Genomic DNA, 16,109 nt, shown 5'->3' on the forward strand with positions numbered 1-16,109 from the left:
GCGCTGGACTGGGTAATCCCTCCCCTAAACAGGCGATTTCAGGATTTTATAGCCTTGTGTTAAGGTTGCCGCCGTAAGACCAAACCGCGACTTAAAATATATGAAAAAAAACATCATCGGAATCGCAATGGCACTGGCTGTCGGAGCGAACCTCTCCGCCCCCGCCGCCGTGACCGGGCAGTGGGACTTTAACGGCAGTAACTTCACGGCGACGGTCGGCCAGGACATCCAGGACTACGCCGCAGTGTATTACGGCGTGGAAACTCCAACCACTTTCACCACGGCTACTATTGACGGACAAACGGCGGTCGTCATGGGCTTTCCCGCTTGCACCGGCACCGAAGGTTACCTGGCAAACCCTGGCGTACCGGTGTCGCCTGATGGTTATTTCCTGGCCAATAATTACAGCCTGATCATGGATATCATGTACCCCGCCAGCAGTTCGGGCGATTTTCGTGGTTTGATCCAAATTGACACGTTGGACAATCTCAATGACGCCGATCTGTTCGTTGATGGCGGAAACGGAATCGGCATCAGCTCCGCCTATCATGGTTTGCTGACACCGGATGTCTGGCATCGCGTGGTTTTCACGTTCAACGTTGTTTTTGATGAAACGCTCGCACAAGACATCCACCTCTTGCGCAAATATATTGACGGCATTCTCGTAGGAGAGCAGTCCCTAGGGGTGCCGGACGGTCGGTGGGCACTCTCGGACACCGTCTTATTGTTTACGGATAACGACGGCGAATCCGCTCCCGGCTTCGTTAACAGCGTACAATTTCGCGACGAGGTGTTGAGCGATATTGACGTCTTTGCTCTGGGCAAACCCACCGCCGCCGGAATTCCTGCCGAGATACCGATTTTTACCGACTTGAGCATCACGATTGATTCCACTAATGCCACCGACGTGGTGGGCATGAACGGAACCTACTTCAACAGTTACGTCGTGGGTACCGGCACTTATTCCTATCAGTGGTATCGCAATGGTGACGCGGTTGCCGGGCAAACCAACGGCAGCTTGCGAATCACAAATGTCCAGATCGCCGATTCCGGCACCTACACGCTTGTGGTTAATAACGGAATCCAAACCGTCACCAGCGCCCCGCCCTCGGTACTCACCGTCGGTCTCCCTTCGGGAAGTAGCGTCACCGGACAATGGAACTTCGACCAAGGCAACCTCAACGCGGCCACGGGTCAAGCACTGCAGTATTTCGATGCCACCGTGCAACAAGACACCCAATTTGGCACCACCACCAGTTTTGGCATCAGTGATATTGACGGCCAACCGGCCGACGTCATGTATTTCGCGCCGAGCATCGGCGCCTGGGGCGGTTACGTCATGACGCACGAAATCGGTGGTAACGGCGGCGGCACCAACGCCAATCAATATACATTGATTTTCGACCTGTTGAGTCCCAGCACCAGCGCCGGCTACCGTGCGCTCCTGCAAACCAATCCGGGAAATACCAACGATGCGGAAGCTTTCTTTAATGGCTCCGACGGCTTGGGGATCAGCGCCAGCTATCAAGGTGTCCTTACTCCCGACGAATGGCATCGCGTGGTATTGGCCTTCGACCTGACACAGCGCGAATTTGGTAAATACATTGACGGCACCAGCGTGCTCACGGGACCCATCGGCGCAGCCCCAGTGGGAGTTCACGACGCGCAATACCTTTCGAACAGCGCCGACCCGTTGGCAGGAGGTAGCGTGGACATGCGCTGGTCATTGGGACCGACGGCGCTCCTGCTGGCTGATGAAGATGGCGATCTGCAGCCCCTGTACATCAGCAGCATTCAAATTCGCAACGGCCGCATGACCGATTTGGAAATTGCCGCGTTGGGTGGCGCGACGGCCAGTAAAATCCCGATTGGACTCAATCTCCAAATCAGCCGCTCCGGAAATTCCATCATCATTGACTGGACCGGTGGCGCGCTGGAAAGCTCTTCGTCGCCAACCAGCGGATGGAGCGAAATCGCCGGTGCGGCGCACCCGCATGTGATCACCAATCCAACGGGCAACCAGTTCTTCCGCGTGCGGCAGTAGCCGTCGCCAAGCGCACTGTAAAGCAACTAAATCGTCAACGGGCTTTGGTTGGTCAATCCAGCCAAAGCCCGTTGGTTTTTTCCCGATCCGACTCTCTTTGTCACCGAAGGTAATCTCACGTTGTGCCCGATAATTCGCGGGCATAAGCGAACAGCGCCGGCGCTCCGCCGGTGTGCCAGAATAAAACCGATTCGTCGCGCTTGAACCGACCTTGTCGAATCAGATCCAACAACGCCCCAAACGCCCGTCTCGCGTAAACCGGATCCAACAAAATACCTTCCTCCCGAGCCAGCAGGCGGATCGCCTCCCGTTCCAATTCACCCATGATTCCGTAGCCCGCGCCTCGGTAGCCGTAAATCACTTCCACGTCTTCCCGCGTCAACCGCGCGGCTGAATCCAATCGCTTCGCGCCCGCATTGGCTAGGTGCGCGATTTCGTCCTCGAACTCGAATTGCCCCGGATCATTCCGATCAATTGAAATTCCGGTCACGCGCCCGGTGTATCCTGCCAGTCGCGCTCCCAATGCCATCCCCGCTTGCGTCCCTCCCGAACTCGAGGCAAACACCAAATGATCCATCCGTTGGCTCAGGGCGCGCAATTGCTCCTGCAACTCCAGCATGGCGATCACGTAGCCCACGGCGCCGAGTCCGTTCGAACCGCCAACGGGAATCAGGTATGGTTTGCGGCCCTCCTTGCGGCGTCTGGCCTCCAACTCACGCAATTTCTCCGCCCGTTGCGCGCGTTCGATCCAATGCACCTGGGCGCCCAATAATTCATCGAGCAACAGGTTCCCATTCGGCCATTCCGGCGGCTGACCGTTCAGCAACAATTCACAGCGCAGACCGGTCGCTGCCGCCGCGGCGGCGGTTTGGCGGCAGTGATTGGATTGCCCCGCCCCCAACGTCACCAAGGTGTCCGCACCCTGAGCCAGCGCCTCACCGACCAGGAACTCCAATTTTCGGGTTTTGTTGCCACCGAACGCCAGGCCGGTTTGATCATCCCGTTTGATCCATAGATGCGGACCGTTCAACTTCCGCGACAAACGCTCCAGACGGGTGATCGGCGTTGGTAATTGGGCGAGTCGGACGCGTGGCAGTGATTCAAGATTCATCCTCAAGGGTGTGCGAAAAGAAAGGGAGAAAGTCAATCACCCGGCCTGCACGAGACCGCCCAACCATTTTTACAAGCCCGCTTGCAAAGGTCCTACCAGCAAATCTGGGAAGCAACCCAGCGCAACAATTGCCAGCGCCAGCAGCAGCAGAATAATTTGAGCCAACCGGGATACATTCGCCGCGTCGCCGGATGCGGGAGCGTCCGCTGGCGGCGGCAGATAAATCCACTTCAACACCTTCACGTAGTAGTAGAAGGAAACCACGCTCATGATTACCGCCAGCACGACCAACCAAAGTAAGCCCAGATGGTCAGCGCCTGTTTGCAGCACGGCGGCAAACAAATAGAACTTTCCGAAGAAACCAGCCAGCGGCGGAATGCCCGCCAGCGAGAACAGGAAAACCATCATGGCCAACGCTGCGATCGGAGCGCGCCGACTGAACCCAAGCCAGCTCGACATGGAATCATCTCCCGTTTGCCTCTCAACCAGGTCAACGACGCCGAACGCGCCAATGGTTGCCAGACCATAAGTCGCCGCGTAATAAACCACTGCCGCCAGCGCCGCTCCGTCCTGCGCCAGCACGCCCAACAACAAATAGCCCGCATGGGCAATGGCTGAGTAACCCAGCAAACGCCTCACGCTGCTTTGCGCCAACGCCGCCAGATTGCCCAGCACCATCGAAAGCGTCGCCACCACTGCCAACAACGAAACCCAGCCGCCCACCAAAGCGCGCCCATCCGCGCTGCCCGCGATTCGTTCGCCGGCAAACGCAATCATCATGATTTTGGCAAAGATGAAAAAGCAGGCCAGTTTCGAACCGGAAGCGATAAACGCCGCGCTGGGCGCGGGCGCGCCCTGATACGTATCCGGCACCCAGAGGTGCAGCGGCACGATGGCCAGTTTGAACCCAAAGCCAATCACCAACATCGCCAGCGCCACCAGGAGCAGCGGTTCTGGCCCGTGACCGCCGAGCGCGTGGGCGATGGCCGTCAGCTCCGTCGCGCCGGTAACGCCATAAATCAGACTCAAGCCAAAGAGCAAAAACGCGGCGGCAGTGGCGCCAAATAAAAAGTATTTCAAAGCCGCCTCGGCCGAGTAGCGGCTCTGCGAGTTGAATCCCGCCAGCACGTAGAGCGGCAGGCTGACCAATTCGAGCGCCACAAAAATCATGAGCAAATCTTCCGCGCTCACCAGAAACATCATGCCCACCGTGGAGAACAGCAGCAGCGTCAGAAATTCGGCCGGGTGAGCAGTAAATCTGGCTTCCACTGAAATCAATACCGTCGCCACCACCAATCCGAGCAGGCAGCCCTTGACGATTTGCGTCAGTTGATTAACGACCAACATACCTTCGAGCGCGTTCGCCTGCACCGGCATCACGAACATCCAGGCCAGGGCCGCCGCGCAACCCACCGTCGTCAACAGCCCGCTCACGATGAAACGCAGACGCGACTCGAGTCCGCGCATGGAAGTGAGGTCCACCACCAGCACCGCCAGGGCCGTCAACACGACGATCGTTTCCGGTGCGGCCAGTTTGAGCAACTCGAGGTAGCTCACAGCCCACCTCCTTTTCGCAACCAATCAAACAACGGCGAATCAAAACTGGGCACAATCACTCGAAGCAACACTTTCGGATATAATCCCACCACCAACGACGCGCCAATCAGCAGCACCGCGCCAATGCGTTCCGGGATTGAAATCGGAGGGACGGCCTCCACTCCGTCGCCGATTTTGGCCTCGGAGGAATGGGACGAGTTGGAACTCCGCGCTTCCGCCTCGCCAAAAAACGCTTTCTGCATCGCCCGCCAGGTGTAGGCCACGCCCATCAAAATCCCCACGCCGACAATGATTACCAAGGTCGGATACAATTGCCACGCGCCGATGATCACCTGCAATTCCGCCACAAAACCACTGAACCCCGGCAGGCCCATCGAGGCCACGCCCGCAATGACAAAGGTCGTGGCGGCAAAGGGCATCACCCGGCTCAAGCGCAGGCCTGCCAACGTCGTCAACTCCCGCGTGTGCGTTCGGTCATACACCATCCGCCCCACCACCGCGAAGAGCAGCCCCGCCAGGATGCCGTGCGAGAACATCTGCAACACCGCGCCGCTCAAGCCGATGGTGTTCAGCGTCACCAGCCCGAGTAACACAAAACCCATGTGACTCACGCTGGAATAACCGATGACGAATTTGAAATCCTTCTGCACCAACGCCACCATCGCGCCATACACGATGCCGATGACCGCCAGCACCGCGATCCATAGTTTCCACGCTGCCAACCCTTCCGGGAACAACGTCATCGCCACGCGCAAACAACCGTAAGCGCCGAGTTTCATTACCACCCCGGCCAGCAACATGGAAGCTCCGGTCGGCGCGGCCACGTGACCCGTTGGCGCCCATGTGTGAAACGGCCACAGACCGGCCAGAATGGCAAACCCCACAAAGACCAAGGGAAACGCCCAGATTTGGAATTGGTGCGGGAACGGATGCCGGGCCAGTTCCAACACGTTCATGGTGTGCGTCCCGGCCACGACGTAGAGCGCAATCAACCCGATCAACACGAGCGCGCTGCCCAAGAACGAGTAAAGCACCAGCTTCATCGCGGCATATTCGCGCCGGGTCGAACCCCAGATGGCGATCAGAAAATATTTTGGCACGATCGCGATTTCGTAGAAGACGAACAACAGGAACAAATCGAAACTCAGGAACACGCCATATACCCCGCCGATGAGCGTGAAGTAGAAGGCAAAAAATTCCTTGGTGCGCGAGGTCAGATTCCACGAGAAAAGCACGCCGCCGAGCGCGGCTAATCCGGTGAGCAACACCAACGTCAAACTCACGCCATCCGCCGCGAGATGATATTCCAATCCCAAGGACGGCACCCACGAATGTTTGGTGATGGTTAAAATTTCACCAGCCTGGAACTGTGCGTAACCCACCAGACCCACCAACCACCCCGCGCTGGCCGCCGCCAGAGCGACCCAACGTGCCGCCGCGGCGTGGCCTTTCGGCAGGAGCATCAGCACCAGCACGCCAAGGAATGAAATGTAAATAGTCCAGGCTAACATGATCTGAAAAATTTCTTTACGATCTCCCGGAGCGTGGCGATCACCGGCGCAATCAAGTCGAATCGCCCCAATTCCACCGTCAATTTCTCGTGGTCAACCCCGGCCAATTCCGCGTCGCTGCTCGTCAACAACGGACATCCCAATGCCGCCGCTTCCACGATGATCGCCGCATCATGCACTTCCTCCTCCGGCAACAGCCCTTGCTGCCGCAAGCGTTCGCCAATGCGCTCCACCTGTGCAAAGCCCAGCGGAATGAAATTCACCAAGCGAAACCCCCAAGCCCGATGTTGCCGGAGCATCTTCGTCGCCGCCTGCCGCACTTTGCGATCCGCCGCTGTTGCCGCTGCGTTCGCCAGTTCTCCCATCACGGTCGGCGGCAATAGCAACTCGACTCCGGGAATCCGGGTTTTAATCGTCGCGATGGCATCGCAGATGTCATCCACGCCTTTCGCAAAGTCGAGGGCGACGTTGGTGTCAACGGCGACGAGTCTGGGTGAGTTGAGCTTTGCTGCCATAGGCAATTTGCATCGCGCGCTCCAGCCAAGCCTCCCGCTCGGCGCGCGTCCACTGGTTGCTCTGGGCGCGGATTTTCGCCGCCGCGCGCGTGCCCCAGGTTCTCGACCCACGGGCGCGACCCGGCTTTCTGGCGGCTGCCTTCGATGGCGTGCTCATGGGTAAGTTATCGTCGTTTTGGGCTTCAAAGTCAATTTTGCGAACTGGAACAGCGCGCCGCCGCCGCGTTGCCTTTCGGCAGGAGCATCAGCACCAGCACGCCAAGGAATGAAATGTAAATGGTCCAGGCTAACATTTTGAAAAAGACGAACGATGAATGATCAATGTTGACACGAGGCCGGCGATTCCAGAATCGTCAATCGCACGCAGTAGATGATCCCGCCCTTTCCAGGCCTGTAACAATTTACCAACAAATTTCCCGAGGCGCCACCCCGGCTTCCCCTGTTCCAGCCATTTGGACTGTAAATCATCGCGCTGAAAGCGCACGCCATGACAGCCCAGGGCAACGCCCTGGGAGCAATCCCTTAATCCATTCAAGCCCTGAAAGGGCGGCACAAAATCAATCCCACACATAATGTTCGTCAATGGTCACACCGTATCGTTCGCAAAACGCGCGGAACTCCGATTTGAAATCGCACCGCTGGTGGTGTGTCGCCTGATTCTCGATATAGTTGCGAACCGAAGGCACGTTTGATTGGCTCACCGAAAAAGCTCCGTAGCCGCTCTGCCACGCAAACTGCGAAACTCCCTGTGTCTTCATCCACTTGCTCGAACTCTTCTTCACCTCTTCGATTAGCTTGCAGGCGGCGAGGTTCTTGGAAAGCTGGCAAAGGACATGCACATGATCCGCCACGGAATTAATGATCAACGCCGGCGATTCGATTTTTTTCAAAATGCCCGCCATGTACGCATGCAATCCAGCCCGGACATCCTCTGTAATCAACGGACGACGTTCCTTCACGCTCCAAATGGCATGAACCAAAATATTGGCCAATGATTGCGACACGTTGTCTCGCCCCTTCAGGGCTTTATTGTTTTGTTCATTCATTACCCAGGGCGTTGCCCTGGGCTGTCTTGTTTTGCGCCTGCGGCGCGGCAATTTGTTTATCCATGTTCATCCGCGGCTAAAATTTCAACTGCTCCGCCATTTGCACGGCGGCGTTCCGTCTCGCAAAAAATAATGAACTTCTTCCGGCCGACATATCATTTGTTTTCTTCGATCGGCAAAATTGCTCTTAACATTTCGAAGAGATCCCGGCGATCTGATGGACTCGCATTCGTCCATCCCGTTCTGACTTGAGCCAATACTTCCGTAGGTGTATGCGATGCAGACGCCAGTGCCGCCTCCCATGTCTCCTTCACTCCCAACTTCGATCGGGTTTGATCAATCTCTTGAACGATCTGACTGTCATTCGTGGACAGCACAATGTAGGCGAGTAGCGAAAACAAATTGGCCTTTTCATTTTCACCCACCCAACACTGCTGGATTTGGGGCAAAGCAACGCGACCGGCATCTCCCAACAGCATCAGGCCAATCGCGGCATTACCAACAATCGTATTATTTGTGTCTGCCAGCGCCTGCTGGAGTACTGGTAAAACCGTGTCGCGAGGTTCACCTATGCGCCCTAATGCTCGCAAAACGAAGGGGCGAACCCGGTCGTGCTTCGGGTCGTTCAACATTGAAACGAGCAGCGGCGCAAGTGGCTCGGCATCACGACCCAGAAACCCCGCAGCAATCGCAGCGTGCCCAGGATCAAAATAGCTTGAACTCCTGAGTCCATTACTAATCACATTCAGCGAGGCTGGCCCGGTGGCACTTAGCGCCTCCCAGACTTGCAGTGCGGACTGTTCATTCTTAGCCGCGAGTAGGGATGCCAAATCCGGGACTGCCTCCGCACTGTTTGTCCCCAACACTCGAAATCCCAGCACCGCCTGTCTCGCTAGGCTCATCCGATGGTCCAGCCGTTGCTCCACCACTCGAAGCGGTAATTTGACCGGCAAGCTATCAAGTGCGTAATACGTGGAGATGGCGCTGTATCCTGATTTAACAAACTCAATCAGGAACGGCACTGCTGGCTGGCCAATTTGCCGAATGGCTTCCGCCGCTTGCGGGTCTAAAACTGCGCGAAAATCAATAATCTCCATCCTCCCTGTATCGAGCTCGGCCAACCAATCAGACAATGACTTCCCGGCGAATTCTGGCTCCTTCGGACTGCGGAATGCAATCCCTCCCAAGTAAAGCAGCAAAAGCAACAGCAGGCTCGAAAAGCAGAACCATTTCCACTTCTGACCGAATCCAAATTGGGAGTGATTCGCGTCCATTCGCTATCAAAACTTCAATTGCTCCACCATTTGCACGGCGGTGCTATTGACCACGCCCAAGATCAATTGCGGCCACAATCCCAGCACAAACATCAGCGTAATCGGGATCGCCAACATTCCGATCTCACGCGGGGTCAGGTCCGGGAACTTCAACCATTTGTCATTCACCGGACCGTGAAACACGCGCTGGAGAATCGTGAGAATGAAAATCGCTGTGACCAGCAATCCCAGCACCGCAATTCCCGCCGCCCAAGGCGCGAGCGGAAACACGCCTTTGAAAATCAGAAATTCCCCCACAAAGCTGTTCAGCCCCGGCAGGCCAAGCGACGAAAACATCGCGATGCCCATCAATCCGCAAAAGATCGGCGCGACTTTACGCAACCCGCCGAAGTCATTCAATCCGCGCACGCCGCCGCTGCGTTGTTCGATCAGGCCCACGCACCAAAACAGCGTCGCCGCCGTGAAACCGTGATTGAACATTTGCAGGAATACGCCGTTGAGCGCCGCCGCTTTCTCCGTGGCGAACTCGGGGGTGTTGGTGAATTTGGCCACCGCAAAAATGGCCAGCAGACAATAGCCCAGGTGGTTGATGGACGAATAGGCAAAGATGCGTTTCAGGTCGCGTTGCGCGAAGGCGGCGCACGCGGAGAAAACAATCGTGACGACCGCCAGCGCGAGCAGAAGATTTTGCACGCGCGGCTCGCCGAGTTGCCGACTAAAGATCGGCAGAAAAATCCGAAGCAAGCCATAGACGCCCATCTTGGACATTAATCCGGTCAGCAATATCGTCACGCCACAGGGAGCTTCCGCGTAGGCCGTGGGCAACCAGGTGTGAAACGGCATGAGCGGCACTTTCACGGCAAAACCCAGCAGCACGCCGCCCAGAATCACCAAGACGAGTTGATTCGCCGTGAGGTTGAACCAGCCAAGTTTTTCGGATAACACCGTCGCCAGCGCGCCGCTGTGCCCCAATTCGGCAAGCGCCGGAAAATCGAATTTGCCGGTGGCCAGATAGATGGCCAGAAAGGCGAGCAACAGCGCCACGCTGCCCGCCATGGTGTAGAGAAAGAATTGATTCGCGGCGGCGACCCGGCCCAATCCACCCCAGAGTCGCATCAGAAAAAACGCCGGGATCAGACTCAGCTCCCAGAAGATGAACCAGTGGAAAAAATTCAGCGCCGTGAACGTGCCCATGAGTCCGGCCTGCAGGAACAAAACCAGCGCGTAATAAAGTGAGGGCGGCGTCCCGCTGGCGCACTCACCGGACCGGCGCCATGCCGGTCTCCCTTGATCCGACGCCAACAACGCCATCGGCACCACCAGGCTCGTGAGCAACACCATCAACAAACCAAGTCCATCCACGCCGACCAAGTAGTTTACTCCAAGCGCCGCAATCCATTCGTGTTGCTCCACGAATTGAAGTTCGCCCGAAGCCGCATTGAAAGCCTTCCATAAAGCCAGGGCCAGGCTGAGCGAAAACAAAGTGGAAACCAGCGCGAGTCTGCGGGCCAATTCCCGACGCGCTCCCAGACTGGCAACGACAATTCCCGTCACGAGCGGCAGCAACGTGATGATGGTGAGAATGGGGAATTGGTTCATCGCGCCCCTCCCCAAACCAGGAACAGCACCAACGCCACCAGGCCGACGCCAATAATTCGCAAGTAATGTTGCACCTGGCCGTCCTGCCAGCGCGACATCCACTTGCCGCCGCGCGTCAAGCCAGCGCAGCTTCGATCAAATCCGAGATTGATCACGAACTCATCAATCGCCCGGCTCACCCACGAGAGCGCCAGGGCGACATAACTAATCCCCGTGACCACCCCGCCCCAGACCCATTGATCCAAAAACGCGCAGGCCTTCGCCGCCCAGGCGTTAAAGCGAATCACCGTCAATTCGTAAAGTTCATCAATGCCGTACTTCTTCGCGAACCATTCATACATGCCCAGTGGCAAGGCTTTTTCCAGCAGGTCCGGTTCGGCGGCAGTTTTACGTTGCACGTAACCGTAAAACGCGAGGCCGAATCCGACACCGACAAAAACCGCCAGCGTGGAAACCACCATTAGTTGAGCCACTTCGCGGGTGAAACCTTCAGCGGCATCCGCACCGAGGAACGATTGCAACCACGGCCACCACGGCGTTCCAATCGCGCCCAATGCGACGACGCAGATCGCCAGAACCAACAGCGGCAAGGTCATGGCGCCGGAACTTTCGTGCGGCTCATGCTCCGCGCGCAGTCGCACAAGTTCAGGAGTCTTGGAAGGCGTCACTTCGCGCGCCGGATAACCGCGATACTGCCCCCAAAAGACCAACGCCATTTGCCGCGTCATGTAAAAGGCCGTCAACACCACGCCCGCCAAGGCCAGGTAAAACGGCCCGGCAGAAAGCGACCAACCGTGCGCCGCGTGGAGGATGGCGTCTTTGCTCCAAAATCCGGCAAAGAAAAACGGCACGCCCGCGAGGGCCATCATGCCAACGGCGTAAGTGAAAAACGTCAAGGGCATGAACCGGCGCACTTCACCCATCTTGCGAATGTCCTGCTCGCCGTGACAGCCGTGAATCACCGAACCCGCGCCCATGAACAGCAGTGCCTTGAAAAACGCGTGCGTGATAAGGTGAAACATACCGACCGCCACGCCGCCAACGCCCAAGCCAATCATCATGTAGCCCAACTGTGAAACGGTGGAGTACGCGAGGATGCGTTTGATGTCGTTTTGCGCGACGGCAATCGTCGCGGCGAAAAACGCCGTGATCGCGCCGATCCAGGTGACGACTTGGAGCGCGACAGAAATTGGAGGCAGCGCGCTATCTCCCAAAAGACCTTGCGCCGTTGATTCAAAGATTGGATACGTCCGCGCCACAAGGAACACGCCCGCCGCCACCATCGTCGCCGCGTGAATCAGGGCACTAACGGGTGTCGGACCTTCCATCGCGTCCGGCAACCAAACGTGCAGTGGGAATTGACCCGATTTACCCATTGCGCCAACGAAGATCAGCAAGCCAATCGCCGTGGATACGGCCATACCCGCGAGAGTGCTTTGCGCGACGAGTTTTGAAAGCGCAGTTGTTTCCAAGCAGCCCGCGCCGTCATCGTAAAACAACAACGTGCCGGATTCGTGATAGAGCCAGACCATGCCGAGCAGAAGTGCCACGTCGCCAATGCGCGTGGTAATGAACGCCTTCTTCCCCGCCGCCGCCGCGCTGGGTTTTTGATACCAGAACCCGATGAGCAGATAGGAAGTCAGTCCGACCAATTCCCAGCAGATGAAGAGCAGCAATAAACTGTTCGCCAACACGACGCCGAGCATTGCGCCAGCGAAAAGCGACATGAAACAGAAGAAGCGGGTGTAGTTCTCGTCATCCGCCATGTAGCCGACGCTGTAGATGAAAATCAACAGACCGACGAACGAAACCATCACCAGCATCACCGCCGCGAGCGGATCGAGCACCCAACCCAGTCTCAACAAACCCGCGTCGCCAGCGGCGAATTGCAACCAGGTAAAATTGTAAAAATGTGGCGGCGACGCCCCCGTCGCACTGGCGAAATGAGGTATTGCGGCGACGGGGGCGTCGCCGCCACACAGCGCAAAAGCAAACGCGCAAAGTGAAAGGAGAAACGCCCCAACCATCGAACTGATGGCCAGAGTCGCTGCGGTCTGACGGCGGCGTTGCGGCAATAACGCGTTCAGTCCCGCCGCCAAAAATGGCAGCGCAGGAATCAGCCAGAGGTTTTTGACAATCCAGGCCATTCTATTTTTCGGGCGGACAGATCAGCGGAATCGCTTCACGCTTGTTGCGACGATAAATGTGAAAATCGCGTCGGTCGGTGGTGATTACCGAGTAATCGGGATTGAGTTCACTCATGCGAATCAAACAGAGATCGGCAAAATCCGGATTTTGGTCTGCATAGCGACGAGCCAATTCCTCCAAGTGATGCAGGTGATCGTTGCAGTCGAATGCGACCATTACCAGGCCGTCACGAATCATCGCGAGCACGCGATGTGAGTCGTCCAGATTAAAGGCAGCTTCCGATAACACGGATTCACAGGTCAGCAGCGGTTCGGTCACGCGGGACGCCACGCTCAACGCCCATTCATGGTGGACGTCGTTCACGCTGGCAAATGCAACCAGAAAGCCGGTGTCGGCGATTCCCTTCATCCCTTTGTTCCCTTGGAGTATCCTTTACGCATGGACAGGTCGCGAGGCAGGCCCTTGATACTACCGGCCCAACGCATGAACGGTCGTTGTCCTCCCGCCATCCGTGCTTTTTCCAACTGATCGCGCACCAGCCTGCCCTGCGGCACGCCTGTACGCTCGGAAGTTTCCGCCAGCCACTCGGCAAGCTCTTTGTTAAGACGAACTGTGATTGTATGACTCATGTGGCAAAAGTGTAATCGCTTCGGTGTTTTTGGGCAAGCGCATCCATTCCCGCCGCCAGCAGCGACAGCACGGGAATCAGCCAGAGGCTTTTGACAATCCAAGGCATCATTTGGAAGCCACGGCGTGGCGACAGAGATTAGCCCGCGGCGATAGCCGTGGATCACGCGAATAAAACCAATCCAGCCCCGGAAGGGCGATAGAAAACATGCGCTCAATTGAAACGCAACGCATGCACATGTGAAAGATCCCGCCAGAATCTTCCGCCTCTCCAGGGCTGGATATTTTTGCCACTTGATACCCATACCTCACGGCATGGGCTACCCCCTGACGGCGCTCCGCGCCTGAACTGGTCACATTCGCCCCACGAACCGCGCACCTCGCGGTACAGGCCACCATCCAACGGCGCTCCGCGCCTGAACTGGCCGCGTTCGTCTCACGAACCGCGTGCCTCGAGGCACGAGCTACCAGCCTCCGCGATTCCGTGCCTGCAAAGGACGGTAAATTGAACAACGCGTTTAAGGCAGTGAAACCAAAGGCGCGGATGCGCCGCCCGACGGTAGCCCACGGCGATAGCCGTGGGTCAGTCACGGCAAACCGGCCAAGCCCCGGCAGGGGCGACAGAAAATGTGTTTTCAAACCCGCGTTCATTCCCAGAGATATTTTTCGTCGTATTGAATCTGATGCTTTTGGAGAAACATTAGAAATTCCTCCTGAAACGAAATGTTGCGGTGATGCTCCTCCTGATTCGCAATGTAATCCAACACCGATTGTTTTTGTGAATGGCTGACGGTGAACCCCGCAAACCCGCTCTGCCAGGCAAACGACCATCGTTCCGGAAATTCGCGATGCACCCAGCCGCTGGTGTTGGCTTTCAATTTTCCGATCGCTTCCGAAAGACCAAGTTTTGCGAGCAACAGGATCAGCAGATGGACATGATCGCTCGGCCCATTGATAAGCAAAGCCGTGCCGCCAAGTTCGCGGATCACCCCGCCCATGTAGGCAAACAGGCGCGGTTTCAATTTCGCATCCAGCAGGGGCAACCGTTCCTTGGTGCTGAACACGACGTGAAACAATAGGTTGGTGTGGGTGTGCGCCATACATGATTAGTCGGGCCATGGTGAGAACGAGTGACCCACGACACCGGTTGTGGAACGCAATGTTGAAGTGACATCAGCCCCGGAAAGGGTGGTTGATCCTTCCGCCCCTCCGGGGCTGGATATTTTTGCCACTTGATACCCATGCCTCACGGCATGGGCTACCCTCTGACGGCGCTCCGCGCCTAAACTGACGGTCACGTTCGCCTCGCAAACTGCGCGCCTCAAAGCACGAGCTATCAGCTTCCCTGATTCCGTGCCTGCAAACGACGGTAAATTGAACAACGCGTTTAAGGTAGTGAAACCAAAGGCGCGGACGCGCCGCCCGACGGTAGCCCACGGCGATAGCCGTGGGTCACGCGAATAAAACCAATCCAGCCCCGAAGGGGCGATAGAAAACATACGTTCAATTGAAACGCAACGCATGAACGCGGGAAAAATCCCGCCAGAATCTTCCGCCCCTCCGGGGCTGGATATTTTTGCCACTTGGTACCCATGCCTCACGGCATGGGCTACCTTCTGACGGCGCTCCGCGCCTATTCCGCGCACTCTTGTTTCAATGGCTTGAAAATCGTTCATGGTTCTGGTCAACCCTTCAACAAACCCACTGCATCCACGTTCGCGGTGCGGTAGTGCCGATAAATCGCGATGATGAGCGCGAGGCCGATGGCGGCTTCGGCGGCGGCAATACCAATCGCGAAGATGGCGAACATGATGCCCGTGAGCGCTTCCGGATGCTCGCTGAAGCGCCAAAACGCAATGAAGTTCAGGTTCGCCGCGTTGAGCATCAGTTCAATGCCAATCAGCACGATGATGGCGTTGCGCCGGGTGAGCGCCCCCGCCAGACCGATGCTGAAAAGCAGCGCGGACAAAATCAAATAGCCGGCGAGCGGGTTCATTGAGGCTCTCCTTGCGCGGCGGGTGGATGGAGGCGGGCGGGCGGCGCGACGGTTTCATCCACCTTCAATTCCCCATCACCCAGTTTCGTTTTTGCGACTTCGTCACGCATCGCAATAATCACCGCGCCAATCAACGCCGCCGTCAGCAGCAAGCCGAGCACCTCAAGCGGCAACACAAATTTCGTCATCAATCGGCTTCCAATCTGATCAACCGTGACCTCCGGCGCGGGCGGCAGCGGCGATTGCGCAACCGGACGGTGCAGAATCGCCCAAACCAGGAGCGCAAAGACCGCGACGCCAATGGCGCCGCCCCAGAACCAGGAGACTGAAAAAATGGAGCGTTCCGGGACCTCGCCGCCGCGCGTGAGCAGAATCGCGAACACGATGAGAATCGCCACCGCGCCCACGTAGATCAGAATTTGCGCCAACCCGACAAATTGCGCTTCCAGTTGCAAATAGGCCGCCGCCAGACCGATAAACGTCACCGCCGCCGCCAACACGCAGTGAATGAGATTGCGCAACCACATCGTCGCGATAGCCGCGCTCACGATCAGCGCGGCAATGATGGCGAAGGCAAGGGTCATGCGTAAAAACGGCGCAAGGTTAAAACATTAAAACGTGGCCGCGCTGCGCCACCGCGTGGGCCGTGGTGGTGCGGCGACGATTTAGCCTGATAATTAT

Annotated in this window: 15 protein-coding genes; 1 reads left to right on the plus strand and 14 read right to left on the minus strand. The window is 57.2% G+C overall.

The window, feature by feature from the left end:
* The first annotated feature begins 100 nt into the window (after positions 1–100).
* Positions 101–2,044, plus strand: coding sequence for a hypothetical protein (locus M9920_16775; protein ID MCO5053933.1), 1,944 nt, complete (start codon positions 101–103; stop codon positions 2,042–2,044).
* Positions 2,045–2,159: 115 nt separating this feature from the next.
* Here M9920_16775 and M9920_16780 read toward each other — a convergent pair whose 3' ends face one another.
* The 14 genes from M9920_16780 to M9920_16845 all read right to left on the minus strand — a co-directional run bounded on the left by M9920_16780 (position 2,160) and on the right by M9920_16845 (position 16,012).
* Complete coding sequence (locus tag M9920_16780) at positions 2,160–3,155, minus strand: D-cysteine desulfhydrase family protein (GenBank protein MCO5053934.1); 996 nt, start codon at positions 3,153–3,155, stop codon at positions 2,160–2,162.
* A 69-nt stretch (positions 3,156–3,224) separates the two neighbouring features.
* The gene (locus M9920_16785; GenBank protein MCO5053935.1) at positions 3,225–4,712 is read right to left on the minus strand and encodes an NADH-quinone oxidoreductase subunit N; all 1,488 of its coding nucleotides are present in this window, start codon (positions 4,710–4,712) and stop codon (positions 3,225–3,227) included.
* Positions 4,709–6,223 carry an NADH-quinone oxidoreductase subunit M gene (locus M9920_16790; protein ID MCO5053936.1) on the minus strand — a complete coding sequence of 505 codons (1,515 nt, stop codon included), beginning with the start codon at positions 6,221–6,223 and terminating at the stop codon, positions 4,709–4,711. Before M9920_16790 ends, M9920_16785 begins: the two co-directional genes overlap by 4 nt.
* Complete coding sequence (locus M9920_16795) at positions 6,217–6,738, minus strand: hypothetical protein (GenBank protein MCO5053937.1); 522 nt, start codon at positions 6,736–6,738, stop codon at positions 6,217–6,219. Before M9920_16795 ends, M9920_16790 begins: the two co-directional genes overlap by 7 nt.
* A complete protein-coding gene (locus M9920_16800) occupies positions 6,698–6,895 on the minus strand; it encodes a hypothetical protein (protein MCO5053938.1) in 198 nt (65 codons plus the stop codon). Before M9920_16800 ends, M9920_16795 begins: the two co-directional genes overlap by 41 nt.
* Before the next feature lie 400 nt (positions 6,896–7,295).
* Positions 7,296–7,784 (minus strand): IS200/IS605 family transposase, encoded by a 489-nt coding sequence (gene tnpA, locus M9920_16805; protein MCO5053939.1) that lies wholly within the window; start codon positions 7,782–7,784, stop codon positions 7,296–7,298.
* A 155-nt stretch (positions 7,785–7,939) separates the two neighbouring features.
* Positions 7,940–9,058 carry a HEAT repeat domain-containing protein gene (locus tag M9920_16810; protein MCO5053940.1) on the minus strand — a complete coding sequence of 373 codons (1,119 nt, stop codon included), beginning with the start codon at positions 9,056–9,058 and terminating at the stop codon, positions 7,940–7,942.
* A gap of 6 nt (positions 9,059–9,064) precedes the next feature.
* Positions 9,065–10,657: an NADH-quinone oxidoreductase subunit M gene (locus M9920_16815; protein MCO5053941.1), complete on the minus strand. Its 1,593-nt coding sequence runs from the start codon at positions 10,655–10,657 to the stop codon at positions 9,065–9,067.
* Positions 10,654–12,804, minus strand: a complete 2,151-nt coding sequence (gene nuoL, locus M9920_16820) for an NADH-quinone oxidoreductase subunit L (protein ID MCO5053942.1) — start codon at positions 12,802–12,804, stop codon at positions 10,654–10,656. The genes M9920_16815 and nuoL overlap by 4 nt, the downstream gene beginning before the upstream one ends.
* Position 12,805: 1 nt before the next feature.
* Positions 12,806–13,213, minus strand: a complete 408-nt coding sequence (locus M9920_16825; protein ID MCO5053943.1) for a pilus assembly protein — start codon at positions 13,211–13,213, stop codon at positions 12,806–12,808.
* The gene (locus tag M9920_16830) at positions 13,210–13,434 is read right to left on the minus strand and encodes a ribbon-helix-helix domain-containing protein (protein MCO5053944.1); all 225 of its coding nucleotides are present in this window, start codon (positions 13,432–13,434) and stop codon (positions 13,210–13,212) included. Before M9920_16830 ends, M9920_16825 begins: the two co-directional genes overlap by 4 nt.
* Positions 13,435–14,079: 645 nt before the next feature.
* Positions 14,080–14,532, minus strand: coding sequence for an IS200/IS605 family transposase (gene tnpA, locus M9920_16835; GenBank protein MCO5053945.1), 453 nt, complete (start codon positions 14,530–14,532; stop codon positions 14,080–14,082).
* 584 nt (positions 14,533–15,116) lie between these two features.
* The gene (gene nuoK / locus M9920_16840) at positions 15,117–15,428 is read right to left on the minus strand and encodes an NADH-quinone oxidoreductase subunit NuoK (GenBank protein ID MCO5053946.1); all 312 of its coding nucleotides are present in this window, start codon (positions 15,426–15,428) and stop codon (positions 15,117–15,119) included.
* Positions 15,425–16,012: an NADH-quinone oxidoreductase subunit J gene (locus tag M9920_16845; protein ID MCO5053947.1), complete on the minus strand. Its 588-nt coding sequence runs from the start codon at positions 16,010–16,012 to the stop codon at positions 15,425–15,427. Before M9920_16845 ends, nuoK begins: the two co-directional genes overlap by 4 nt.
* Positions 16,013–16,109: the final 97 nt, after the last annotated feature.

The organism is Verrucomicrobiia bacterium, assembly GCA_023953615.1.
GTDB lineage: Bacteria > Verrucomicrobiota > Verrucomicrobiia > Limisphaerales > JADLHS01 > JADLHS01.